Genomic DNA, 24,675 nt, shown 5'->3' with positions numbered 1-24,675 from the left:
TGTCGGTTTGTCCGGCAAGCAGACCCATTAGCTGGCCTGGATCAATAGTCCAGGCGTGCGCTTGGCTTAGTGTGCGCAGTCCATGTTTCTTTTTCACGGACGAAAAGCTATGCAGACTCTGGAGCGAAAGCTAGATATCCAGCCCCTGTCGCGGGCGGACATGACCATCGAACTCAACGGCCAGGCGGTGGCGGTCGCTGCCGGTGAAACCGTGCTCAGCGTGCTTAACGCCGTGGGCCTGCGCCAGGTGGCGCTTAACGATCACCAACAATTGACCGGCGCTTTCTGCGGCATGGGCGTGTGCCATTGCTGCCTGGTGTCGATCAACGGCCGGCCCAAGCGCCGCGCCTGCCAAACCGAGGTACAGCCGGGCATGCGGGTCGAAACCGGGACCAACCGTTTTGCCGGGCAGGAGGCACCATGAGCTTGCGTCCAGTTATTGTCGGTGGTGGTTCGGCAGGTATGGCAGCGGCGATCGAGCTGGCCAGGCACGGTGTCTCGAGCCTGTTGTTTGATGAAGCCTCACGCCCGGGTGGCGTGGTGTTTCGCGGACCGCTGCGCAGCGGCGTCGACCTGGGCTACCTGGGTGCCCGCTATAGCAAGGCGCTGAAAAAACTGCACAAGGACTTCGCCGCCTGCGCCGATCGCATCGACCTGCGCCTGAACAGCCGTGTGGTCGGTGGGGATGAGCAGCGCCTGATGGTACTCGATGGCGAAGAAACCCTGCACGAAATCGATTTTTCCCATCTGTTGCTGTCGGCCGGTTGCCACGAGCGCAACGTCCCGTTTGCCGGCTGGACCTTGCCGGGTGTGATGTTGCTCGGCGGGCTTCAGTTGCAGATCAAAAGCGGTGTGGTCAAACCCCTGGGCAGTACCGTGATCGCTGGCACCGGGCCGTTGTTGCCGTTGGTGGCCTGCCAGTTGCACGCGGCCGGGGCGAAGGTTGCCGGCGTCTATGAAGCCTGCCCGTTCAGCAAGATTGCCCGTGAAAGTCTGGCGCTGATGAACAAGCCGCAGCTGTTCCTCGATGGCCTGAGCATGCTTGGCTACATGAAGCTCAACGGCATCCCCATGTACTACGGCTGGGGGATTGTCGAAGCCAAGGGTGAGGGTGAGCTGGCTGAAGTGACCGTGGCGCCCTACGGTGACGATTGGCAGCCGGACCTTTCCCGCGCCCAGCGCGAGCCGGCGCAAACCCTGGCGGTGGGCTACGGCTTTATCCCCCGCACCCAGCTCAGCCAGCAACTGGGCCTGGACCATGGCTTCAACGAAGACGGCTACCTGCGTCCAGAAAGCAACGTCTGGCAGCAAAGCAGCCAGCCGCACATCCACCTGGCCGGTGACATGGGCGGCATCCGTGGTGGTGAGGCGGCAATGCTCACCGGGCGCATCGCGGCTGTTTCGATCCTGCTGCAGCAGGAGGTACTCAACGCAGAAGAGGCGATCGAACTGCGCGAGAAATACCTCGGCCAGCTGGCAGCGATCAAACGCTTTCGCGCCGGGGTAGAGCGCTACACCCACCGCGGCACCAAGCAGATCGAGCTGCCGCAGGCGGACACGGTGATCTGTCGTTGCGAGCATGTCACCCGCAGCGACATCGATCGCGCCCTGGAGCAGGGCGTCGAGGACATGGCCGGGTTGAAGATGCGCACCCGGGTGAGCATGGGCGACTGCCAGGGGCGCATGTGCGTCGGCTATTGCAGCGATCGCCTGCGCGAAGCAACCGGACGTGCCGATGTCGGCTGGCTGCGGCCGCGTTTCCCGATCGACCCGATTCCATTCTCTGCATTCCAGCAACTCGGCACGGAAGCCTGAAGCATGAACAGAACCTATGATGTGGTCATCGCCGGTGGCGGTGTGATCGGTGCGTCCTGCGCCTACCAGCTGTCCAAACGCAAGAACCTGAAGATCGCCCTGATCGATGCCAAGCGCCCGGGCAATGCCACCCGCGCGTCGGCCGGTGGCCTGTGGGCTATTGGTGAGTCCGTGGGCCTGGGCTGCGGAGTAATCTTCTTTCGCATGATGTCGGCCAAGCACAAGCGCGAAGCCCATGGCGCGGCAGTGGCGGTGGATTCGAGCACGCCGCACATCCTGCCGCAGTCGTTCTTCGACTTTGCCTTGCAGTCCAACGCACTTTATCCACAGCTGCACCGCGAGCTGATCGAGCGCCACGGCATGGACTTCAAGTTCGAGCGCACGGGCCTCAAGTACGTGATCTACGACGATGAAGACCGCCTCTACGCCGAGCACATCGTTGCGCAGATCCCGCACCTGGCCGACCAGGTGCGCTGGCTCGACCGCGATGCCCTGCGCCAGGCCGAACCTGCGGTGAGCCATGAGGCCCATGGTGCCCTGGAGTTTCTCTGCGATCACCAGGTCAGCCCGTTCCGCCTGGCTGATTCCTATATGGAGGCGGCGCGCCAGAACGGTGTCGACCTGTTCCACAACACCAACATTACCGGTGTGCTGCATCAGGGTTCGCGGGTCAGCGGCGTGCAAACCGCCGAAGAGGGCACCTTTCACTGTGATACCCTGATCAACGCCGCCGGCGCCTGGGCCGCAGACTTGAGCGAGTGGGCCACGGGCCTGCGGATTCCGGTCAAGCCGGTCAAAGGCCAGATTATCCTCACCGAGCGCATGCCCAAGCTGCTGCAAGGCTGCCTGACCACCAGCGACTGCTACATGGCGCAGAAGGACAACGGTGAGATCCTGATCGGCAGCACCACCGAAGACAAAGGCTTCGACGTCAGCAACACCTTCCCGGAGATCAACGGCCTGGTTCAGGGCGCGGTGCGCTGCGTGCCGGAGCTGGCGCAGATCAACCTCAAGCGCACCTGGGCCGGCTTGCGCCCGGGCTCGCCGGACGAGCTGCCGATCCTGGGGCCGGTCAGCGAAGTCAGTGGCTACGTGAATGCCTGTGGACACTTTCGCACCGGCATCCTTACCTCGGCCATCACTGGCGTGCTGATCGACAAGGTCGTGAACCAGGAAACCCTGCCGCTGGATATCACCCCGTTCCTGGCCTCGCGTTTTGACCTGCTGGCTGTGGAAAACCAACAGGCTGCCCTGGCCTGATTGTGGATAAGCCGGCCTTCAGCCTTGAAGGCCGGCTTCATCCGTTCGACCGGCCTGACTGATCAGACCTGCATCGCCTTGCCGTCGACGTTCATCGCCGCCTGGCGCAGGGCTTCGGAGCGCGTCGGGTGCGGGTGGCAGGTGAGGGCGATGTCTTCAGCCGAGGCGCTGAACTCCATGGCCACGCAATACTCACCGATCATCTCACTGACGCTTGGGCCAACCAGGTGCACGCCCAATACTTCATCGGTACGGGCATCTGCGAGGACCTTGGCGAAGCCTTCGGTCTCGTGGTTGATCTTGGCCCGGCTGTTGGCGCTGAAGGGGAACTTGCCGACCTTGTACTCGCGGCCTTCGGCCTTGAGCTGCTCTTCGGTCTTGCCGACGCTGGCCAGTTCCGGACGGGTGTAAATGACCGCCGGAATCAGGTTGTAGTTGACCTCGTGGGCCTTGCCGGCAATCTGTTCGATGCAGGAGATAGCCTCGTCCTCGGCCTTGTGCGCGAGCATCGCTCCGGAGGTGACATCGCCAATAACCCACACGCCCGGGACGCTGGTGCGGTGGTGCTGGTTGGCGAGCATGCCGCGCTTGTCGGTTTCCAGGCCGACGCTTTCCAGGCCAAGGCCCTGGGTATAGGGGCGCCGGCCGATGGCAACCAGTACGTAGTCGGCCTCGAGGGTTTCGGCGCTGCCGCCTGCGGCAGGCTCCAGGCTCAGGTTCACCCCTTGCGCTGAAGCGCTGGCCTGGGTGACCTTGCTGCCGAGCTTGAACTTCATGCCTTGCTTGGCCAGGGCGCGTTGCAGGGTTTTTGCCGCTTCTTCATCAGTACCGGGGCAGATGCGATCGAGGTACTCGACCACGGTCACCTGGCTGCCCAGCCGGCGCCACACCGAACCCAGCTCCAGGCCGATGACCCCGGCGCCGATTACCACCAGGTGCTTGGGCACTTCACTCAGGGCCAGGGCGCCGGTGGAGTCGATGATGCGCTGGTTGTCGATGGTCACGCCAGGCAGCGGCGTCGGTTCGGAGCCAGTGGCAATGACAATGTCCTTGGCCTCCAGCTCAGTTACCGCGCCCTGGTCGTCGGTCACCTTGACCCGGCCAACACCATCGAGCTTGCCCCAGCCCTTGATCCAGTCGACCTTGTTCTTGCGGAACAGGAACTCGATACCCTTGGTCAGGCCGCTGACGCTCTCATCCTTCTGCTTCATCATCTGCGCAAGGTTGAGGGTCGGTTTGACCTCGATGCCGAGGTTGGCGAACTCGCTGCCAACCGCCGCCTCATACAACTCGGAGGCATGTAGCAGGGCCTTGGACGGCATGCAGCCGACGTTAAGGCAAGTGCCGCCGAGGGTCGAGCGACCTTCCACGCATGCCACGCTCAAGCCCAGTTGACCGGCACGAATAGCCGCGTTGTACCCACCAGGCCCGCCGCCAATGATTACTACATCATAGGTTTTCATTGTTGTACTCCAGGATGAAGAATCGACAATGGCGCCAAGACTAATCTGCAAATCGCTCGATTGTATACAATAAATCGTAGGTTCCAGCCCCCGGCGCAAGGTCTGCAACGGGCTAGATAGGCTCAGACTATGGTCGGCATAAGCTGAAAGTTCCGGCAGATGAACTACCCTTTTGGGCAGACGTCCGATGAAAAAAGGAGGCTCATTTCATGCTTGCGCAACTTCCACCTGTTCTGCAAAGCCTGCGACTGCCACTGCGACTCAAACTTTGGGATGGCAATGCGTTCGATCTGGGGCCCAAGCCGCAGGTGACCATTCTGGTCAAGGACCCGCAGCTGATTACTCAGTTGACCCATCCAAGCCTGGATGAGTTGGGAGCAGCGTTCGTCGAAGGCAAGCTGGAACTGGAGGGCTCCATCAGTGAGGTGATCCGCGTCTGTGACGAACTTAGCGTGGCTTTGCTCAAGGATGAAGAAGACGATCAGCCGGTGCGCACCGAGCATGACAAGGCTACCGATGCGGCAGCAATTTCCTACCACTACGACCTGTCCAACGCCTTCTACCAGCTGTGGCTGGACAGCGACATGGCCTACTCCTGCGCCTATTTCAAATCGCCCACCAACACCCTGGAGCAAGCCCAGCAGAACAAGTTCGAGCACTTGTGCCGCAAGCTGCGCTTGAAGAAGGGCGACTACCTGCTGGATGTCGGTTGTGGTTGGGGCGGGCTGGCGCGCTACGCAGCCAGGGAGTTCGGTGCCAAGGTGTTCGGCATCACTCTGAGCAAAGAGCAGCTCAAGCTCGGCCGTGAGCGGGTCAAGGCCGATGGCCTGGAAGGGCAGGTTGAGCTGCAGATACTCGATTATCGCGACCTGCCCCAGGACGGTCGCTTCGACAAGGTGGTGAGTGTCGGCATGTTTGAACACGTGGGTCATGCCAACCTGGCGCTGTATTGCCAGCGCTTGTTTGGCGCCGTGCGCGAAGGTGGCCTGGTGATGAACCATGGCATCACCGCCAGGCACACCGACGGGCGACCGGTCGGGCGCGGCGCGGGCAGTTTCATCGAGCGCTACGTGTTCCCCCATGGCGAGCTGCCGCACCTGTCGATGATCAGTGCACGCATCAGTGAAGCGGGGCTGGAGATTGTCGACGTCGAAAGCCTGCGCCTGCATTACGCGCGCACCCTCGAGCACTGGAGCAACCGCCTCGAAGCACAGCTGGACAAGGCTGGCGCGCTGGTGCCAGAGAAAGCCCTGCGCATCTGGCGCCTGTACCTGGCTGGTTGCTCCTATGCCTTTGCCAGGGGCTGGATCAATTTGCACCAGATCCTTGCGGTCAAACCCTTTGCCGATGGCAGCCACGATTTGCCGCTGACCCGCGAAGACTTCTACCGTTAAAGCACCTTACAGAATCGGCGAAATCAGCCGCGCGATACGCATCCCCAGCTGCTGCAGGCGATGTGTATCGCGGCTGTCTTCGGCGGTGATTTCCCGGGATTGGTCGAAGTCATGGCTGAGCATCGCTTCGACCTGATCGGCAAATGCGCGGTCTACGGTCAGCAACATGATCTCGAAGTTGAGGCGAAATGATCGGTTGTCGAGGTTGGCGCTGCCGATGGAGCTGATCTCGTTGTCGATCAGCACCACCTTCTGATGCAGGAATCCAGGTTCGAAACGAAACATCCGCACCCCGGCGCGCACCGCCTCAAAGGCGAACAGGCTGGAGGCGGCGTAGACGATACGGTGGTCTGCACGCGAAGGAATCAGGATGCGCACATCTACCCCGCGCAACACTGCAAGGCGCAGGGCTGCGAACACCGCTTCGTCAGGGATGAAGTAGGGGCTGGTGATCCACAGGCGTTCGCGCGCCGAGTGGATGGCTTCGACGAAGAATAGCGAGCAAGTTTCTTGCGGATCGGCCGGCCCGCTGGCCAATACCTGGCAGAGCACGCCATCTTCCGGGTAGGTGTCCGGCAGGATCAAGGGCGGCAGTTGGCGCGACGCCCAGAACCAGTCCTCGGCGAACGATTCCTGCAGGCAGGCCAGCACTGGTCCGCTGACCTGGACGTGAGTATCACGCCAAGGGGAGAGCTTGGGATTGCCACCCAGGTACTCATCGCCAACGTTGTGGCCACCCAGAAAACCCTGCAGGCCATCGACCACGACGATTTTGCGGTGGTTGCGAAAGTTGACCTGGAAGCGGTTGAACCAGCCGCGGCGAGTGGCGAAAGCGCGGATATTGACGCCGCCTGCACGCAGTTTATGGCTGTAGGCAGAGGGTAGGGCATGGCTGCCGACGCTGTCGTAGAGCACGTAGACCTTGACGCCTTCGGTGGCCTTTTTCAGCAGCAGGGCCTGTAGCTGCCGCCCCAGTTCATCGTCGTGAATAATGAAAAACTGCACCAGCACCGTGTCGCGTGCGCCGGCAATGGCGTGAAAGATGGCGTCGAAAGTAGCCTTGCCGTCGATCAGCAAACGCACCTGATTGTTGGCCAGGCACGGCATGCGTCCCAGCTTGGGCATCGCCCGCAGCGCGGCATAGGATTCTGAATTGCGGGCTGCCAAGGCCTCTTCGACCCAGGGTCGCCAGTTGAGATCGGCCATGGCCACATGCATTTCACGGTTGGCCTGGCGCCGGGCCTGGATGTAGGCGTCGAAGGTACGGCTGCCAAACACCAGGTAGGGAATAAGGGTGAAGTAGGGAATGAACAGCAGCGATAAGGCCCAGGCAATTGCCCCCTGGGCGGTGCGTACGGTGAACACCGCGTGCAAGGCGGCGATTGCCCCGAGCAAGTGAATCACGCCAATGAGGTAACCGAAGAAGTACGGGCTGTGGTAATCCATACGCATCCTGCTGTCCGAAGGCTCTACCCCTAACAGAGCATGTTCATGGCAGCACTTGCAACCGAAAGCACAAATTGACGTCTAAGCTGTGTTCCAGCTTGGGGCTGGAGTTTCGAGGAGTCACTACATGAAAAATCGTCTGCCGCTGCTGGCACTGATGTTCGGTCTGGCAAGCCCGTTGGTGCATGCGCAGATGTTGCAACCTGGCCTTTGGGAGCTGACCACCAGCAACATGCAGGTTGATGGCAAGCCGCTTCCAGACATGGGCTTCATGCTCGGTCAATTGAAGAACCTGCCGCCGGAGCAACGGGCGATGATCGAAGGTGGCCTGGCCAAGCAAGGGATCAGCGTCGCCGGTCAAGGTGTGCGCTCTTGCCTGACGCCGGAGCAGGTAAAAACCAATGACATCCCGCTGCAGGATCCCAAGTCTGGCTGTACCCAGAAGATCACCGAGCGCACCGGCAATGTCTGGAAGTTCACCTTCAGTTGCCCGAAAGCCCAAGGTAATGGGGAAGCCACGTTCGTCAGCGATCGTGAGTTCACGACCCAGGTCAACGGTACCTTCAATGCATCCGGTGTGCAGCAGCAGGGCAGCATGAACACCCGGGCAGTGTGGCTCGGTAATGACTGCGGTACGGTTAAACCGCGTAGCTGAAGTGCCTCACCATCGCCATTGGCTGTGAGCGACTGCGTCGTGGGCATGCAAGCTTTCGGCATGTTCCACGCGCAGGTTGAAGCCGCTGAGCCACGGCAGGGTTTTCAACCCCACATTCAAGCGCCGGGCGGCATCTTCACAGAACATCAAATTCTGCCCGTTGGCCAAGGCAAAGGCTTGTTCATCTGCGCGCTTTACCGCAGTTTGAACAGCGGTGCCCAAGGCGCTCTCGGCCTGGTTGATCAGCGCTTCTATCGGCAGCTCGCTAACCCCTGAGCGCAGACGAACCTGCAGCTTTGCCACACTGCGTTGGCTGTGGGGCGTGGCCACAATACCCTCGGCACTACCCAGCCAACTCAAGATCGCTTCATGGCTCAAGCTGCGATTGCCAAAATCGCTGATGAATTGCTGTTGAATCAGCTGCCGAGCCAAGGCGGCTGAGCAGGGGCAGGTGGAGGAATACGCCACATCGACAAATAGTTCCACGTGGAACACTCCGTCTTTAATCTGCGCATCCAGAGTAACCGGATAGGCTTTCCAACCTGCCAAGGGGCTGATTAGCGCAGGGCGTTTGAGCATCAGTTCGAATCGCAGGGTCAGGAACGCACTGGCGGAAAGGCCTATGTGGCTGTCGAGAAAACCCTGCAGAACTTCATTGATCAGCGCCGGACTCAAGGGTTGATATTCCAGGGCTTCCAGCGCCAGGTACAAGCGTGACATGTGAATGCCCCGGGAGGCGCCATCATCAAGGCTGACGCCCGCGTCGGCTGTTGCTGGCAATATCTGCCCATCGATCTGCAGCGGCAGGGCAATGCCACACATGCCGACCCAATCCAATGGTAACTGGGAAGTGGTGGCTTGGGCAGCGATGTCAGGAAGGGTGAAAGCGCTCATCAGGGGTTCACTTTTCAAGAAGGCTATTGGCAGCCGCTCAGACGATTGCAGCGCAGATTGAAACGCTGCCCGCTGGAACTGGAGACCTTGTTCAAGGTGGTCCAGCCCACACGCTGGCTGTATCCGACCCAGGTTTCGCCATTGCTCGCCACGCCTGTGAAGAAAGTCAGCTGGCCATAGCGGCTATTGGTTTGTGCCCACAGCCTGCGGCCCTCCATTTCGAAGCCGCGCAGGTAGGTGGTGCTGCCCTGGGTTTGCACGCTGTAGTAATTGCCCTGGGCATCGCTGCAGGCAAGCAAGGTTGCACTGCGGGTACAAAGTGCCAGGCCGTTGCTGAGGGGCGCGCCGTTGGCAACGGCGGATTCGCACAGCAGCAAAGCAGCGAGGGCAAAAAGGCAACGTGATTTCATCTTCCAGGTCGGCCTTTGGTCATGTTCTGAGCGAAGTGGGTTGGCGAGATTGTATTGTTATAATATAACATTGCGCAATGCATCGTTCGAATGCACTCGCCCCGATGAGGATAGCCCCCATGCCCAACCGTCTTCCCGTCACTGTGCTTTCCGGCTTTCTGGGTGCCGGCAAAAGTACTCTGCTCAATCACGTGCTGAAAAACCGCGACAACCTGCGGGTCGCGGTGATCGTCAACGACATGAGCGAAATCAACATCGATGCCAGCGAGGTGCAGCGCAACGTCAGTCTCAACCGCGCCGAAGAAAAGCTGGTGGAGATGAGCAACGGCTGCATCTGCTGCACCTTGCGCGAAGACCTGCTCGAAGAGGTCGCACGCCTGGCCCGCGAGGGGCGTTTTGATTATCTGTTGATCGAGTCCACCGGCATCTCCGAGCCGTTGCCGGTCGCCGAAACCTTTACCTTTCGTGACGAGCAAGGCCGCAGCCTGGCCGATCAGGCGCGCCTGGACACCATGGTCACGGTGGTCGATGGCTTGAACTTCCTGCGTGATTATCAGGCGGCCGAGAGCCTGGCCAGCCGCGGCGAAACCCTTGGTGACGAAGACGAGCGCTCGATCAGTGACCTCTTGATTGAGCAGGTGGAGTTCGCTGACGTGATTCTGTTGAGCAAGATCGATCTGATCAGCAGCGTCGAGCGCGAAGAGCTCAGCGCGATCTTGCGCAGCCTTAACGCCCAGGCGCAGATCGTGCCGATGGTCATGGGTCAGGTAGCGCTGCAGCAGATCCTCAACACCGGTCTGTTCGACTTCGACCGCGCCGCCCAGGCGCCTGGCTGGCTGCAGGAACTGCGCGGCGAACACGTGCCGGAAACCGAGGAATACGGAATTGCCGCGACCACCTGGCAAGCGCGCCGGCCGCTGCATCCACAGCGCTTTTACGATTTTATCCACAGGCCCTGGGACAACGGCCGGTTGCTGCGCTCCAAGGGCTTCTTCTGGCTCGCCAGCAAGCACCAGGATGCCGGCAGTTGGTCGCAGGCCGGCGGCATGATGCGCCACGGTTTTGCCGGGCGCTGGTGGCGCTTCGTACCCCGTGAGCAGTGGCCGCAGGATGAGCAGAGCAGCGCGCAGATCTTCAAGAACTGGACTGCAGAGTGTGGTGATTGCCGCCAGGAGCTGGTATTCATCGGTCAGAATATCGACTTCGCCCGGCTCGATGCCGAGCTCTCGAGCTGCCTGCTCGACGATGCAGAAATGGCCGCAGGCGTGAACAGTTGGCGGCAACTGCCCGACCCGTTCGGCCCGTGGTTTGACGAGGACGCGGCGTGATGCGCCAGGCCTTCGGCGAAACGCCTCAAGTGCTCACCGAGGCGTTGCAGGATGGCGTCAATCTCGCGGTATGGCAGCGCCGCTTGCCGGTGCAGATCGAAGACTTTGCCCGCTTGCTGCTGTCGCTGAACCAGCCACTGGGTGAAAGCCGGGTCATCGAGCTGGATGAGCAACAACAGTTGCCGGACCTCAGTGGCTTGCTGGGCGGGTATGCCGACCTGGAAGGCCATGTGGCGTTTGTTACCGACGTTGCCTGGCTGGTGGCTGCCTACGCCTGCTTGCTCGACGCCCGACGAGTCGGCTTGCGCCTGCAGGCGCTGGGCAACGCCATGTGCCCGCGGTTTCATGTCGATCACGTCCCTCTGCGTTTGCTGAGCACCTACGCCGGGCCGGGTAGTGAATGGCTGGAAGAAGGCGCAATCGACCGTACGCAACTGGCTCGGGAGCAACCGCATGCCGAGGCAATCCGCCAATTGGCCGAGGGTGAGGTGGCCTTGCTCAAGGGCGAGAAATGGCTTGGTAATCAGGGAGGCGGGCTGGTCCATCGTTCGCCGGCCTTGGCCAATGGTGAGCGGCGTTTGATCCTCAGCCTTGACTGGATGGCCTGATATAACGGCATAGTGACGAAAATTTCAGGCACTCTCCGTCCCATGCTGCAGAACATTCCTACCCACGTGATTGCCGGCCCGCTCGGCGCCGGCAAGACCAGCCTGATTCACCAGTTGTTGGCGCAGCGGCCCGCCGATGAGCGCTGGGCGGTGCTGATCAACGAGTTCGGCCAGATCGGCCTGGACGCAGCGCTGCTGGCAACCGATGACGATGGGATTGCCCTGGGAGAGGTGGCCGGCGGTTGCTTGTGCTGCGTCAACGGCATGCCATTCCAGGTCGGCCTGGGTCGCCTGTTGCGCAAGGCCAGGCCGCATAGGCTGTTTATCGAACCATCCGGGTTGGGCCATCCGTTGCAGTTGCTGGAGCAACTGCGCTTACCGCCCTGGCAGGGGGTGCTGGCGGTACAACCGGCGGTACTGGTGCTCGATGCCGAGCAGCTGGCTGCGGGTGTTGCCTTGCCGCAAGCTCAGCACTCGACCCTGGCCAGCGCCGGGCTGCTGGTGCTGAACAAATCCGCTGGTCTGGACGAACAACAGCGCTTGTGGATAACTTCCCGGCTGGCGGATGCTCGCCTGTACTGGACCGATTTCGGCCATCTGCCGTTGTCCGAAGTGCCGATGGCAAGTGCTCCGCCAAGCCATTCCCTGGCTGTGGATAAACTGGCATCAGCCAGTGTTTCCGCAGTCATAGGCAGCCTGTGGACAAATCCGCAGGAGCCAATTTGCAGCATCCAGGAGGCGGCGGAGGGCTGGAGCATTGGTTGGCGCTGGCACCCGGCTCAGGTGTTTGATCGTGCCCGCATCGAGCAATTTCTGCGGGAGTTGGACTGGCGCCGGGCCAAGGCAGTTATCCACAGCCTGGACGGCTGGCAAGCGCTCAATGCCCTGGCTGGACAGCCGTCCTTGCTGTGGAGCCGCAGCGAATGGCGGCGTGACTCGCGGCTGGAGCTGATTTTCGCCGAGCCGCAAGCTCCTGAAGCGCTAAAACAGGCCATGCTGGCCTGCCGCGTCTAGTTACGCCAGCGGTTGTGGTCCTGACGCCACTGGTTCATCTCGACCACGTTATCGTGGTGTGGCGGCGTCTTGATCTCGAACGGGTAGGGCGCCAGTTCGATCTGCATGGTATGGGCGCCGAACTGGGTGACGGTACCGGGGTGGCGCTGTTCGCCGGTCACGGTGAATTCGAAGTTGTACACCCGGGCCAGGCGTTTGCGGCCGTTGGCATCGCGAACAAAGCCGATGCGCTTGAGCGCGACATTGCCATCGAGCAGCTCCAGGTCGAGCTTGGCGCAGTGCTGCTTGACCCGCTCCAGAGCCTTTTCACGCAAGCCGTGGTTATGCCACAACCAAGCGCCTGCCGTGGCCAGCAGCATCAGCACGAAGAGATTTCCCAGGGTCAACATTTACATATGCTCCAACGAGGTATGCCCAGCTTAACTGCCTCCCCGGTCTGTCGTACAGGTGGCATTTAGCGCCATACTGCGCGCCTTGTTTTCATCCTACGCTTTCGGAAGACCTGCATGAAACGTACACCGCATCTGCTCGCCATCCAGTCCCACGTGGTTTTCGGCCATGCCGGCAACAGCGCCGCAGTGTTTCCCATGCAGCGGGTCGGGGTGAAGGTCTGGCCGCTCAATACCGTGCAGTTCTCCAACCATACTCAGTATGGCCAGTGGACCGGAGAAGTGCTTGCTCCAGCGCAAATACCTGCACTGGTAGAAGGGATTGCGACGATCGGTGAGCTGGGCAACTGCGATGCGGTGTTGTCCGGCTACCTGGGCAGTGCCGAGCAGGGGCGGGCGATCCTCAGCGGCGTGGCCCGGATCAAGGCGGCCAACCCGCGCGCCTTGTACCTCTGCGACCCGGTGATGGGCCATCCCGAGAAGGGCTGTATCGTTCCGGCCGAGGTCAGCGAGTTTCTGCTCGAAGAAGCGCTGGCCCGTGCTGATGTGCTGTGCCCGAACCAGCTGGAACTGGACAGCTTCTGCGGGCGCCGTGCCGAGTCGTTGCAAGACTGTGTCTACATGGCCCGCAGCCTGCTGGAGCGCGGCCCGAAAGCGGTGCTGGTCAAGCACCTGGCGTACCCGGGGCGTGGCGCGGAAGATTTCGAGATGCTGCTGGTGACCGGCGAAGGGAGCTGGCACATCCGCCGCCCGCTGCTGGCATTCGCCCGCCAGCCGGTAGGCGTTGGTGACCTGACATCAGGCTTGTTCCTGGCGCGCTTGCTGCTCGGCGATGACTGGGTAGCGGCGTTTGAATTCACCGCCGCCGCGGTGCACGAAGTGCTGCTGGAAACCCAGGCCTGTGCCAGCTACGAGCTGGAACTGGTGCGGGCGCAAGATCGCATCGTGCACCCGCGGCTGCGCTTTGCGGCGCAGCCTCTGGCCTTTTAACGGGCGGTCTTAAAGGGCGTCGCCCTTGAGCTCCTGGTAACGCTTCTCCAGCTCCTGACGGATCAGCCGGCGCTGTTTACCCTGGAGGAAACGGCGCTTCTCTTCGCTGCTTTCAGGCTGGCGCGGCGGCACCGCAACCGGCTTGCGGTCGTCGTCGACGGCGACCATGGTGAAGAAGCAGCTGTTGCTGTGGCGCACCGAACGCTCGCGAATATTCTCAGTGACCACCTTGATGCCGACTTCCATCGAGGTGTTGCCGGTGTAGTTGACCGAAGCGAGGAAGGTCACCAGCTCGCCGACATGCACCGGCTCGCGAAAGACCACCTGGTCGACCGACAGGGTCACCACATAACGACCGGCGTAGCGGCTGGCGCAGGCATAGGCCACTTCGTCGAGGTATTTGAGCAGCGTGCCGCCGTGGACGTTGCCAGAAAAGTTGGCCATGTCCGGGGTCATCAGGACGGTCATCGACAGCTGGGCGTTTCCAGGTTCCATAGTGTGCTCACGGTAAGGTTGCGCTGAGGCGGGGTGGCGATTGCTGTTCACGCTTCTTTCCCCCAATACGATTCCCATCTAAGTAGACGGGACGCTGACAGCGGCCTTGCCGTCACGCTATTTGTGCCATTTGCGGCGATGCTTTGGTCGATCTGTTTCTTCATATTGCACCGGCTTTTCGCGACAAGCGGCGGTGTTAACCTGAAGAAGCCCATGCAAGGTGGGCATTCCTACATTTAAAACGCTATGTACCCGCAACTCAATCAGACAATTCATCGGGTGAGTTGCGGCTTGTCTCTGGATACCAGGTAAGGAGTCCCACGCCGTGCATGCCATCAGCTTTATCCAGGATTTGGCAGTGATCATGCTGGTTGCCGGGGTGGTCACTATCCTCTTCCACCGTTTCAAACAGCCGGTAGTGCTTGGCTACATTGTTGCCGGCTTCATCATCGGCCCGCACACCCCGCCGTTCGGCCTGATTCACGACGAAGAGACGATCAAGACCCTGGCCGAGCTCGGCGTGATCTTCCTGATGTTCTGCCTGGGCCTGGAGTTCAGCCTGCGCAAGTTGTTCAAGGTCGGGGCCACGGCGTTCATCGCCGCGTTCCTGGAAATCGTGCTGATGATCTGGATCGGATTCGAGATCGGCCGCTGGTTCGGCTGGAACACCATGGATTCACTGTTCCTCGGCGCCATCCTGGCGATTTCCTCGACCACCATCATCGTCAAGGCGCTCAACGACCTGAAGATGAAGAACGAGCGTTTTGCCCAACTGATCTTCGGCGTGCTGATCGTCGAAGACATCCTTGGCATCGGCATCATCGCCTTGCTCTCGGGTATTGCCGTGAGTGGCACGGTGAGCTCGGGTGAGGTGTTTTCCACGGTCGGCAAGTTGTCGCTGTTCATGATCGTTGCCTTGGTCATCGGCATTTTGCTGGTGCCGCGCCTGCTGGCTTACGTGGCCCGCTTCGAAAGCAACGAGATGCTGCTGATTACCGTTTTGGGCCTGTGTTTCGGCTTCTGCCTGCTGGTGGTCAAGCTTGAATACAGCATGGTCCTGGGCGCCTTTCTGATTGGCGCGATCATGGCCGAGTCGCGCCAATTGCTGAAGATCGAGCGCCTGATCGAACCGGTGCGCGACCTGTTCAGCGCCATCTTCTTTGTCGCCATCGGCTTGATGATCGATCCGTCGATCCTGGTCGAGTATGCCTGGCCGATCGTGGTCATCACCATTGCCGTGGTGCTGGGCAAGATGCTGTCCTGCGGCATGGGCGCCTTTATCGCCGGCAACGACGGACGTACCTCACTGCGGGTCGGGATGGGGCTTTCACAAATTGGCGAGTTCTCGTTCATCATCGCCGCACTGGGCATGACCCTGCAGGTCACCAGCGACTTCCTTTACCCGGTGGCGGTAGCCGTTTCGGCCATCACCACGCTGCTTACCCCGTATCTGATTCGCGCCGCCGACCCGCTGTCGCTGAAGCTCGCCAAGGTCGTGCCGGGGCGCTTGTCGCGGGTGCTGTCGCTGTACGGCGAATGGCTGCGCAGCATCCAGCCCCATGGCCAAGGGGCATTGTTGGCGTCGATGATCCGACGGATTCTGCTGCAGGTGGGGGTGAACCTGGCGCTGGTGGTGGCGATCTTCTTCAGCGGTGGTTATTTTGCCGCGCGCATCGGTGACTACCTGAGCGAATGGGTCAGTGATGTCGGCCAGCAGAAGGCCTTGATCTGGGGCGCGGCGCTGATGCTGTCACTGCCGTTCCTGATCGCTGCGTACCGCAAGCTCAAGGCGCTGTCGATGCTGCTGGCGGAGATGGGGGTCAAGCCGGAGATGGCCGGGCGCCACACCCAGCGGGTTCGACGGGTGATTGCCGAGGTCATTCCGTTGCTGTCGCTGTTGGTGATCTTTTTACTGCTGTCGGCGCTGTCGGCCAGCATTCTGCCCACCAGCGAGCTGCTGTTGCTGATCGTGGTAGTCGCGGCAGTGGTGGTTGCGGTGCTGTGGCGCTGGTTCATCCGTGTGCATACACGCATGCAGATCGCCTTGCTGGAGACCCTGGAAAACAACCAGGAAAACCACCACTAAGAGGCGCTTCCTGCGCGGGGCGGTTCGAATGTCCGAGGGGATGGAGCGGTAGCGAAGCGCCACGCGCGGGAAGGCGTGGCGATTCTACGAGCATTAATAGCCAAGAGCCATTATTTTATGCGGGTATTTCTCATTCAGCTTTCCAGCCAGACATCCCGCGCCCAGTGCCAGACCGATTCCCAGCTGTCCTCGGTAACGATCTCTTCTTCGCCGGACCACAGCACCACGGTGCCGTCCTCTTCGACGCAGTAGTAATCGTCGCCGTCCTGGCAGATCGGGATCAGGTCGCGCGGCACGCCGGCATCCCAGGCATTGGCTGCCACGTCCGGCAAGTAGGTATGCGACTGCGGGTCGGTGACGGTGACCGGCTCCAGGCTGCCGTAGACCACGTCGCTGACCGTCAGCAGGAATTCCTTGAAGACGAACGGAATGTTGATGAACAACTCTTCTTCGATTTCGACCAGTTGGTCTTCGTCCGGCAACTCCAGCGGCACCGGTACCGGTTCATTGGCTTCTCGGAGCTGTTCGATGACTTCTTCCACGGTTCTATCCTCTAACCTTTACGACACGCTGCGCGTTATACCCTAGTAGCCTGCTGCGCTAAAAGCAAAACCCCGGGACAAGCCCGGGGTTTTTTGTGCAATGCCTCAAGATCAGCCGTTCTGACGGATCCCGGCAACCAGCCAAGGCTGGTTCTCGCCCGGCGCGCGTTCCATGTTCCAGCTTTCGCTGAACGGTTCGCCCTGGTCGAAGCGCGAAGTCTTCGATACACCGCTGAAGGTCAGGGTGGCGATGGTCTTGTCGGCGCGGTCGTCGACGCCTTCAAGCTGCACATTTAGGTCGTCGATGTAAGTGGACTGGAAGGCATCACCCAGGTCAGCACGCTCCTGCTTGAGGAACTGCAGCATCTGCGGGGTGACGAACTCGGCGATCTTGTCCATTTCGTTGGCGTCCCAGTGCTGCTGCAGCGACTGGAAGTGGTTGCGGGCAGCCGCCAGGAAGCTCTGCTCGTTGAACCAGGCCGGGGCGTTGATTACCGGACGGGCGGCGGCAGATGCAGCCGAACCACCGAAGATCGACGGCTGCGCAGGCTGGTGCGCTTCACGCTGGAAAGGCGCGTGGCCGGCGGCGGCCATTTGTGGCTGCTGCTTGCGGCGACGGGCGGCGATGAAGCGGAACGCCAGGAAGGCAATCAGCGCCATGATCAGGATGTCGAAGATCTGCATGCCCTGGAAGCCGTCGCCCATGAACATGGAGGCCAGCAGGCCACCGGCGGCGAGGCCGGCCAGCGGGCCGAGCCAGCGCGAAGCACCGCTGGCGGCGGCAGGTGCGCGACCTGGCGCGGTTGGCGAGGCAGCCGGGGTAGCTGGGGCTGCCTGGCGGGTCTGGTGGGTCGGCGCGGCGCCCGAGCTCTTGCCGCCGCCGAAGCGTTTGGCGTTGGCGTCGAGACTCATCGTCAGGCCGATGCACAGCGCCAAAGCGATGCTAAGAAAACGTTGCATAGAAGGGTATTCCCGTTTTGTGGATTGCACGCGCGTCATGGTGCACAGGTTGTAGGACACATGACCAGCGCCATAATGTTTCCAGCTTTTGCCTGAATGATCTGAATACGCTGTAGGAGCGGGCTTGCCCCGCGATTGCGGCGTGCAAGTCACATTGCATCGCGGGGCAAGCCCGCTCCTACAGGATTTTCTGCTTTACAGCGCTTCGAGCTTGGCGTAGCCGAGCATCAGCCACTTGCTGCCTTCGGCAAAGTTGACCTGGACCCGGGCCTGGGCGCCGGAGCCTTCGAAGTTGAGGATCACACCTTCGCCAAATACCGCATGCTGCACCCGCTGGCCAAGGTTGAAGGCGGTCTGCGGGATGTTGGCGTTGGCGAACAGGCTGCTCGAGTTCTGCTGCTGACCGGAGCCGAACGGGCGGCTGACGCTGTTGGACAAGCGCACTTCCTGCACCAGGCCGGCCGGAATTTCGCGTACGAAGCGCGAGACCTTATTGTAGGTCTCGCTGCCGTACAGCCTGCGGGTTTCGGCGTAGGTCATCACCAGCTGCTGCATGGCGCGGGTGATGCCGACATAGGCCAGGCGGCGTTCTTCTTCAAGACGGCCGGGCTCTTCCAGGCTCATCTTGTGTGGGAACAGGCCTTCTTCCATGCCGACCAGGAAGACGTGAGGGAATTCCAGGCCCTTGGCACTGTGCAGGGTCATCAGCTGGATGCTGTCTTCGTGCTCGTCGGCCTGGGCGTCGCCGGCTTCCAGCGAGGCATGGCCGAGGAAGGCCGCCAGTGGCGACAATTCGGCGTCTTCTTCGCTGTTTTCGAAGTTGCGCGCGGCGCTGACCAGTTCCTCAAGGTTTTCTACCCGGGCCTGGCCTTTTTCGCCTTTCTCTTCCTGGTGATAGACGATCAGCCCGGACTGCTCGATAACCGTCTGGGTCATCAGGTGCAGGGGCATCTCCAGGACTTTGGCGGCAAGGTTCTCGATCATTTCCATGAACGCGCCCAAGGCACTGGCGGCACGGCCTTTGAGCGCCTTGTTGGCGATCAGCAGGCTCATCGACTCCCACATCGAAACCTGGGCGTGGCGCGCGTGCTCGCGAATCGCTTCGACGGTTTTCTCGCCGATACCGCGCGGCGGCACGTTGATCACCCGCTCAAGGGCGGCATCGTTGCCGCGGCCTTCGAGCAGGCGCAGGTAGGCCATGGCGTTCTTGATCTCGGCGCGTTCGAAGAAGCGCTGGCCGCCATAGATGCGATAAGGAATGCGTTCGCGCAGCAGTGCTTCTTCAAGCACCCGCGACTGGGCGTTGGAGCGATAGAGGATGGCGATGTCGCTGCGTGCCAGGCCGGTCTTGAGTGCGCTTTCGATGCTCTCGACCACGTAGCGGGCTTCGTCGTGTTCGTTGAAGGCAGCGTACAGGCTCAGCGGTTCGCCATCGCCGCCATCGGTCCACAGCTCTTTGCCCAGGCGCCCGCTGTTGTTGGCGATCAGGGCGTTAGCCGCCTTGAGGATGCCGGCGGTGGAACGGTAGTTCTGCTCCAGGCGGATCAGCTCGGCGTCAGGGAAGTCGGCGGTGTACTGGTGGATGTTCTCGATCTTGGCTCCGCGCCAGCCGTAAATCGACTGGTCGTCATCGCCGACCACCATCAGGCTGTCGCCGCCCTTGGCCAGCAGCCGCAGCCAGGCGTACTGCACGGCGTTGGTATCCTGGAATTCGTCGACCAGCACATGGCGGAAGCGCCGCTGGTAGTGCTCGAGCAGGCCTGGGTGGTCGCGCCACAGGTCCAGGGCGCGCAGCAGCAGCTCGGAGAAGTCGATGACGCCGGCGCGCTGGCAGGCTGCCTCGTAGGCTTCATAAATGCTGCGCATGGTGCCCAGGAACAGGTCGCCGCTGGCTTGGATATGTTGCGGGCGCAGGCCTTCGTCTTTCTGGCCGTTGATGAACCACTGTGCCTGGCGCGCCGGCCAGCGCTGTTCATCCAGGCCCAGCTCGCGGATTACGCGTTTGACCAGACGCTGCTGGTCGTCGCTGTCGAGGATCTGGAAGTTCTGGTTCAGCCCGGCCTCTTGCCAGTGCGCGCGCAACAGGCGGTGCGCCAGGCCGTGGAAGGTGCCGACCCACATGCCGGCCGGGTTGATGCCCATCAGCTGTTCGATACGCTGGCGCATCTCGGCAGCGGCCTTGTTGGTGAAGGTCACCGACAGGATCGAGTGCGGCGAGGCCTGCACCACCTGGATCAACCAGGCGATGCGGTGCACCAGCACACGGGTCTTGCCGGAGCCGGCACCGGCCAGGACCAACTGACGACCGACCGGCGCAGCTACAGCCTGGCGTTGGGCGTCGTTGAGAGAGTTCAACAGGAGAGAGAGATCATCGCGCATCCGGCCATTTTAGGGGCGCAGGCGACCCTTGGGCAAATATACAGTAGAAAAACTTGGCGCTGACGACCGGCCGGTCACCGGCTGCAGCCCAAGGCCTGCGTGCTTGAGCACCTGCCGTCGGGAAATGCGATGAAATAATTATGATCCAGAGCAGTTTGGCCCAGGGGCTTGCTTGTGTATGCTCGGTGCACGTTTAAGGCTAACCATTACAAGAACACCGCCTATGACACTCGGTTCCGACTCCCTGAGCGCCCCAGCCCAAGCGCGCCGGAGTATTCGCAAACACTTCGCACCGCAACTGGCTGTCGAGCGCACCCGCCTGCTGTATCAAGGCTCGTTGCTGCCGACCCTGTTCATGCTGCTCAACGGCCTTGTCTGTGCCTGGCTGCTATGGAACCCGGCGCGTTACCTGCTGGTCAGCGTCTGGGTGGTCTGGCTGATGGCGCTGGTGGCGTTGCGGGTGATCCAGGTGGCCGCTTTCGATGCTGCCATGCCCGACCGGCAAGCCCAGCCGACCTGGTGGCGGATGTTTTTGCTCGGTTCGGCCTTCAGCGGCCTGACCCTGGCCAGCGCGGCGATTGCCCTGGTGCCGGTGGACAACTTCGTCCAGCAGGCCTGGGTGTTTGGTCTGCTGGGGGCGGCGACGCTTTCGGCCAGCGTTGCTTATGCCGTCAGCCTGCCAGCGTTTCTCAGTTTTACCTTGCCCTGCCTGCTGCCGCCGATTGCTTTCCTGTTCTGGAGTGGCGACGAACAGCAGCGCGGCTGGGGCTGGCTTGGGCTGATTCTGTTGATTGCGCTGTCGGTGGTGGCCTGGCAGGTCAACCGGCTGATCGAACGCGGATTGCTGCGACGCTTTCAGAATCAGGAGCTGATCGAACACCTGCAAGCGGCGCAAAGCCGCAGCGAGAGCCTCAACCAGGCATTGGCCGAGGAGGTCGAACAGCGCCGGTTGATCGAGGAACAGCTGCGTGAGGCGCAGGTTGGGCTGGAGTCGCGGGTGGCCCAGCGCAGCCAGGAACTCGATGTCGCCAACCAGGCCCTGAGCAAAAGCGAGCAGCGCCTGGCCCTGGCGCTAGAGGCCAGCGAGCTGGGGCTTTGGGACTGGAACCTGGACACCGACGAGATCCACCACACGCAATTGCGCGAGCTGTTTGGCCTGGAGCCTGAACAAGTCCAGGAAATGCTCGCGCACCTCAAGCCACGTTTGCATCCTGATGACGTGCCGCTGCTCAAGCGTACCCTGGTCGAACACCTCAAGGGCCGCAGCGAGGACTACCGCATCGACTACCGGGTGCGTCACCGCCAGGGCCATTGGTGCTGGATTGAGGACCGTGGCCGGGCGGTGGAACGTGATGCCAGCGGGCGGGTGCTGCGCATGCTCGGCACCCGCCGGGAAATCAGCGCGCAAAAAGCCCAGGAGGAACAGCAGCGTCTGGCCGCCACGGTGTTTGAAGCCGCCAGTGAAGGCATTGTGATTCTTGACCCTGACTATGTACTGCTGGCCGTCAATCAGGCCTTCTGCCGGGTTACCGGCTACAGCCGCGAAGAACTATTGCAAGGGCGGTTGCTGGAGCTGGCGTGCAGCCTTGATGCTCGTCGACATTCACAGGCTATCGAACTGGCCCTGGAGCAACAGGGCAGCTGGCAAGGCGAACTGGTCGAGGCGCGCAAGAACGGTGAGCTTTATCCTCAGTGGCTGCAGCTTAACGGCGTACGTGATGCCCGCGGCAACCTGACCAGCATCGTCGGCTTCTTTACCGACCTGTCGGCGCGCCGTGAGTCTGAAGAGCGCCTGCGCTACCTGGCCCACTATGATGAACTGACGGGCCTGGCCAACCGCGCCTTGTTCCGCCTGCGCCTGCACGAGGCCGGCGAGCGCCTGCGCCAGAGCGGTCGCGGCCTGGCCCTGCTGCACATCGACCTGGACCGCTTCAAGCTGCTCAACGACAGCCTTGGCCATGAAGTTGCCGACCATTTGCTCAAGCAGATGGCCCAGCGCATCAGCAATGCCATGCCCGAGGCCGACACCGTGGCGCGGCTTTCCGGCGACGAGTTTGCCGTGCTGTTCGATGCCTACAGCAACCTGTCGAGCTTGGTGCGAGTGGCTAGCCGCCTGCTCGACAAGCTACGCGTGCCCCTGCGGGTCGATGGTCACGAGCTGGTGATCAGCGCTTCGGTGGGCATTAGCCTGCTGGCCGACACCTCGCGGGATGTCACGGTGCTGGTCAGCCAGGCCAATACCGCCATGCAGCACGCCAAGCACCTGGGTGGCGACAACTTCCAGTTCTACACCGAGAGCCTGCAGGCCAGCACCCTGCAGCGCCTGCAGCTGGAAAACCATCTGCGCAAGGCCATCGAAGAGCGGCAACTGCAGGTCTACTACCAACCCAAGCTGTGCCTGGCCACCGGCCGCCTGCATGCGGCCGAGGCGCTGGTGCGCTGGCAGCATCCGCAGTGGGGCATGGTGCCGCCATCGGATTTCATCGGCCTGGCCGAAGAAACCGGGCTGATTGCACCGATGGGCGAATTCGTCCTGCGCCAGGCCTGCTGGCAGGCTTGCGAGTGGCAGCGCATGGGCCTTGCGCCGATTCGCGTGTCGGTGAACCTGTCGGTGTATCAGTTGCGCCAGGGCAAGCTGGTCAGCCTGGTGCGCCAGGTTTTGGAAGAAAGCGGCCTGGCCCCGCACTTGCTGGAACTGGAACTGACCGAGAGCCAGTTGCTCGACAGCGTCGAGCACATCATCGCCACCTTCCGCCAATTGCATGAGCTGGGGGTGAAGCTTGCGATCGACGACTTTGGCACCGGCTATTCATCGCTCAGCTACCTCAAGCGTTTCCCGGTGGACTACGTGAAGATCGATCAGGCCTTTATCCGGGGCCTGCGCGAGGGCAGCGAGGACGCGGCGATCACCCGGGCAATCATCGCCATGGCCCAGAGCCTGGACCTGCAGGTGGTTGCCGAGGGCGTCGAGACCGCTGAACAGCTGGACTTCCTGCGCAAGCAAGGCTGCAACGAAGTGCAGGGCTACCTGATCAGCCGGCCGGTGCCGGCGCAGGAACTGGCCGGTTTACTGGCCAGCCGCTACAGCTTTTAAAGGTGCCAGGCGCGGCCCTGGTGGGCCAGCAGGCTGTGGGCCTGGTCCGGGCCGTTACTACCGGCGTGGTAGGGGCGCGGGGCCTGGAAGTGTTCCTGCCAGCCGTTAAGGATCGGGTCGATCCAGGCCCAGGCCGCCTCGACCTCGTCACGGCGCATGAACAGCGTCGAGTCGCCTTCGAGCACATCCAGCAATAGCCGCTCATAGGCGTCCCAGCGACGGGTCTGGCCGAATACCTGGGCCAGGTTGAGGTTCAGTTCCACCGGCTCCAGGCGCATGCCCTTGCCGGGGGTCTTGGTCATCATTTGCAGGCTGATGCGCTCGTCGGGTTGTAGCTGGATCAGCAGCTGGTTGGCCTGATCGCCGTCGAACAGGCGGTGGGGCACCGGCTTGAACTGGATGACGATCTGCGACGAGCGCTTGGCCAGGCGTTTGCCAGTGCGCAAGTAGAAGGGCACGCCGGCCCAGCGCCAGTTGTTGATGTGGGCTTCTACGGCGACAAAGGTCTCGGTATCGCTGTCGTTGTCGACATCTTTTTCGAAGTAGTAAGCCGGTACTTCCTGGCCGCCGATCTTGCCGGCGCTATACTGGCCGCGCACGGTCTTGTCCTGCACGTCCTGGCCGGTGATCGGTTGCAGGGCCTTGAGGATCTTCACCTTTTCGTCACGAACCGCTTCAGCCTCGAATTGTGCCGGCGGCTCCATGGCCACCAGGCACAGCAGCTGCAGCAGGTGGTTCTGCAGCATGTCGCGGGTGGCGCCGGCGCGGTCGTAGTAGGCGCCACGGTTTTCGACGCCGAGGGTTTCACAGACGCTGATCTGCACATGATCGACCTGGTTGTTGCGCCACACCGGCTCGAGCAAGGCATTGGCAAAGCGCAGGGCCATGAGGTTCTGCACCGTTTCCTTGCCCAGGTAGTGATCGATACGAAACACCTGCGACTCGGCGAACACCGCGCCGAAGGCCTCGTTGATCGCCGTGGCTGACTCCAGCGAGTGGCCGATGGGTTTTTCCAGGACGATGCGCGCATCGTGATCGGCAAGCCCGGCGATTTTCAGGTGGTTGGCAATCGGCACGAACAGGTTCGGTGCGGTGGCCAGGTAGTAGATCCGGGTCAGGCCGCCGGCTTCACCGAGAAAGCGCGCCAGGCGGACGAAATCGGCGCTTTGCGAGGCGTCCATGGGGAAGTAGTCCAGGCGCGCCGAGAACCGCGCCCAGACATCCTCGTCGAAGTCGGCACGGGCAATCTGTGCCCGGCAACGGCGTTCGGCGAGTTTGAGGAATTGATTACGTGGCAGATTGCTGCGGGCCAGGGCGATGATGCGTACGGCGGGGTGCAGGCGAGCCTCGCGATACAGGTGGTAGAGCGCCGGAAGCAGTTTATGCAGGGCCAGGTCACCGGTGCCGCCGAACACCATGATGTCGCAAGGGATAGTCAATACCACCACTCTCC

The 24,675-nt window shown here is 61.7% G+C and carries 21 protein-coding genes; 11 read left to right on the top strand and 10 right to left on the bottom strand.

Annotated elements, in window-relative coordinates; all coding sequences use genetic code 11:
- The first annotated feature begins 109 nt into the window (after positions 1 to 109).
- From hcnA to hcnC, 3 genes are read left to right on the top strand one after another with little or no spacing between them, the layout of a single operon-like run.
- The gene (hcnA, locus tag LOY54_RS27315; protein WP_093377810.1) at positions 110 to 424 is read left to right on the top strand and encodes a cyanide-forming glycine dehydrogenase subunit HcnA; all 315 of its coding nucleotides are present in this window, start codon (positions 110 to 112) and stop codon (positions 422 to 424) included.
- Positions 421 to 1,815 (top strand): cyanide-forming glycine dehydrogenase subunit HcnB, encoded by a 1,395-nt coding sequence (gene hcnB, locus LOY54_RS27310; RefSeq protein ID WP_213602843.1) that lies wholly within the window; start codon positions 421 to 423, stop codon positions 1,813 to 1,815. Before hcnA ends, hcnB begins: the two co-directional genes overlap by 4 nt.
- A gap of 3 nt (positions 1,816 to 1,818) precedes the next feature.
- Entirely contained in the window at positions 1,819 to 3,075 is a 1,257-nt protein-coding gene (hcnC, locus tag LOY54_RS27305) for a cyanide-forming glycine dehydrogenase subunit HcnC (RefSeq protein ID WP_093377819.1), read from the top strand.
- 62 nt (positions 3,076 to 3,137) lie between these two features.
- Here hcnC and lpdA read toward each other — a convergent pair whose 3' ends face one another.
- Positions 3,138 to 4,538: a dihydrolipoyl dehydrogenase gene (gene lpdA, locus LOY54_RS27300; protein WP_258595572.1), complete on the bottom strand. Its 1,401-nt coding sequence runs from the start codon at positions 4,536 to 4,538 to the stop codon at positions 3,138 to 3,140.
- 209 nt (positions 4,539 to 4,747) lie between these two features.
- Here lpdA and cfaB point away from each other — a divergent pair, with 209 nt between their 5' ends.
- Positions 4,748 to 5,932, top strand: a complete 1,185-nt coding sequence (gene cfaB, locus LOY54_RS27295; protein ID WP_093377830.1) for a C17 cyclopropane fatty acid synthase CfaB — start codon at positions 4,748 to 4,750, stop codon at positions 5,930 to 5,932.
- A gap of 6 nt (positions 5,933 to 5,938) precedes the next feature.
- Here the strand turns inward: cfaB and cls are convergent, their stop codons facing one another.
- A complete protein-coding gene (cls, locus tag LOY54_RS27290) occupies positions 5,939 to 7,378 on the bottom strand; it encodes a cardiolipin synthase (RefSeq protein WP_258608684.1) in 1,440 nt (479 codons plus the stop codon).
- A gap of 127 nt (positions 7,379 to 7,505) precedes the next feature.
- On the opposite strand from cls, the gene LOY54_RS27285 reads away from it, so the two are divergent.
- Positions 7,506 to 8,033 (top strand): DUF3617 domain-containing protein, encoded by a 528-nt coding sequence (locus LOY54_RS27285; protein WP_195885343.1) that lies wholly within the window; start codon positions 7,506 to 7,508, stop codon positions 8,031 to 8,033.
- Positions 8,034 to 8,039: 6 nt separating this feature from the next.
- Here LOY54_RS27285 and folE2 read toward each other — a convergent pair whose 3' ends face one another.
- Together folE2 and LOY54_RS27275 are read right to left on the bottom strand one after the other, a co-directional pair.
- Positions 8,040 to 8,927, bottom strand: coding sequence for a GTP cyclohydrolase FolE2 (gene folE2, locus LOY54_RS27280; protein ID WP_258608683.1), 888 nt, complete (start codon positions 8,925 to 8,927; stop codon positions 8,040 to 8,042).
- Between the two features lie 23 nt (positions 8,928 to 8,950).
- Entirely contained in the window at positions 8,951 to 9,337 is a 387-nt protein-coding gene (locus LOY54_RS27275; protein WP_258608678.1) for a glutamine synthetase, read from the bottom strand.
- Positions 9,338 to 9,456: 119 nt separating this feature from the next.
- On the opposite strand from LOY54_RS27275, the gene zigA reads away from it, so the two are divergent.
- The 3 genes from zigA to LOY54_RS27260 are packed head-to-tail and all read left to right on the top strand — an operon-like array spanning position 9,457 to position 12,287.
- Positions 9,457 to 10,665 (top strand): zinc metallochaperone GTPase ZigA, encoded by a 1,209-nt coding sequence (gene zigA, locus LOY54_RS27270; protein ID WP_258608676.1) that lies wholly within the window; start codon positions 9,457 to 9,459, stop codon positions 10,663 to 10,665.
- Complete coding sequence (locus LOY54_RS27265) at positions 10,665 to 11,273, top strand: DUF1826 domain-containing protein (protein ID WP_258608674.1); 609 nt, start codon at positions 10,665 to 10,667, stop codon at positions 11,271 to 11,273. Before zigA ends, LOY54_RS27265 begins: the two co-directional genes overlap by 1 nt.
- Before the next feature lie 42 nt (positions 11,274 to 11,315).
- A complete protein-coding gene (locus tag LOY54_RS27260) occupies positions 11,316 to 12,287 on the top strand; it encodes a GTP-binding protein (protein WP_258608672.1) in 972 nt (323 codons plus the stop codon).
- Here LOY54_RS27260 and LOY54_RS27255 read toward each other — a convergent pair.
- Positions 12,284 to 12,676: a DUF3301 domain-containing protein gene (locus LOY54_RS27255; protein WP_045199457.1), complete on the bottom strand. Its 393-nt coding sequence runs from the start codon at positions 12,674 to 12,676 to the stop codon at positions 12,284 to 12,286. The two genes, LOY54_RS27260 and LOY54_RS27255, sit on opposite strands and share 4 nt — an antisense overlap.
- A 117-nt stretch (positions 12,677 to 12,793) precedes the next feature.
- Between LOY54_RS27255 and pdxY the strand changes: the two genes are divergently transcribed.
- Entirely contained in the window at positions 12,794 to 13,666 is an 873-nt protein-coding gene (gene pdxY, locus LOY54_RS27250; protein WP_258608670.1) for a pyridoxal kinase PdxY, read from the top strand.
- 9 nt (positions 13,667 to 13,675) lie between these two features.
- Here pdxY and LOY54_RS27245 read toward each other — a convergent pair whose 3' ends face one another.
- Entirely contained in the window at positions 13,676 to 14,161 is a 486-nt protein-coding gene (locus LOY54_RS27245; RefSeq protein ID WP_045186257.1) for an acyl-CoA thioesterase, read from the bottom strand.
- 325 nt (positions 14,162 to 14,486) lie between these two features.
- On the opposite strand from LOY54_RS27245, the gene LOY54_RS27240 reads away from it, so the two are divergent.
- Complete coding sequence (locus LOY54_RS27240) at positions 14,487 to 16,247, top strand: cation:proton antiporter (protein WP_123566997.1); 1,761 nt, start codon at positions 14,487 to 14,489, stop codon at positions 16,245 to 16,247.
- Positions 16,248 to 16,381: 134 nt separating this feature from the next.
- Here the strand turns inward: LOY54_RS27240 and LOY54_RS27235 are convergent, their stop codons facing one another.
- From LOY54_RS27235 to uvrD, 3 genes are all read right to left on the bottom strand, one after another.
- Complete coding sequence (locus LOY54_RS27235; protein ID WP_010222784.1) at positions 16,382 to 16,789, bottom strand: SMI1/KNR4 family protein; 408 nt, start codon at positions 16,787 to 16,789, stop codon at positions 16,382 to 16,384.
- Between the two features lie 111 nt (positions 16,790 to 16,900).
- Positions 16,901 to 17,749: a Tim44 domain-containing protein gene (locus LOY54_RS27230; protein ID WP_258608667.1), complete on the bottom strand. Its 849-nt coding sequence runs from the start codon at positions 17,747 to 17,749 to the stop codon at positions 16,901 to 16,903.
- A 195-nt stretch (positions 17,750 to 17,944) separates the two neighbouring features.
- Positions 17,945 to 20,128, bottom strand: coding sequence for a DNA helicase II (gene uvrD / locus LOY54_RS27225; protein ID WP_045199464.1), 2,184 nt, complete (start codon positions 20,126 to 20,128; stop codon positions 17,945 to 17,947).
- A gap of 223 nt (positions 20,129 to 20,351) precedes the next feature.
- On the opposite strand from uvrD, the gene LOY54_RS27220 reads away from it, so the two are divergent.
- Entirely contained in the window at positions 20,352 to 23,222 is a 2,871-nt protein-coding gene (locus LOY54_RS27220; protein WP_093377881.1) for an EAL domain-containing protein, read from the top strand.
- Here the strand turns inward: LOY54_RS27220 and zwf are convergent.
- On the bottom strand, positions 23,219 to 24,661 hold the full coding sequence (gene zwf, locus LOY54_RS27215; protein WP_045199468.1) for a glucose-6-phosphate dehydrogenase: 1,443 nt from the start codon (positions 24,659 to 24,661) through the stop codon (positions 23,219 to 23,221). The two genes, LOY54_RS27220 and zwf, sit on opposite strands and share 4 nt — an antisense overlap.
- Positions 24,662 to 24,675: the final 14 nt, after the last annotated feature.

This window comes from Pseudomonas sp. B21-032 (assembly GCF_024748965.1).
In the GTDB taxonomy this organism is placed as follows: domain Bacteria; phylum Pseudomonadota; class Gammaproteobacteria; order Pseudomonadales; family Pseudomonadaceae; genus Aquipseudomonas.
This window is presented reverse-complemented; position numbering and strand designations above follow the sequence as displayed.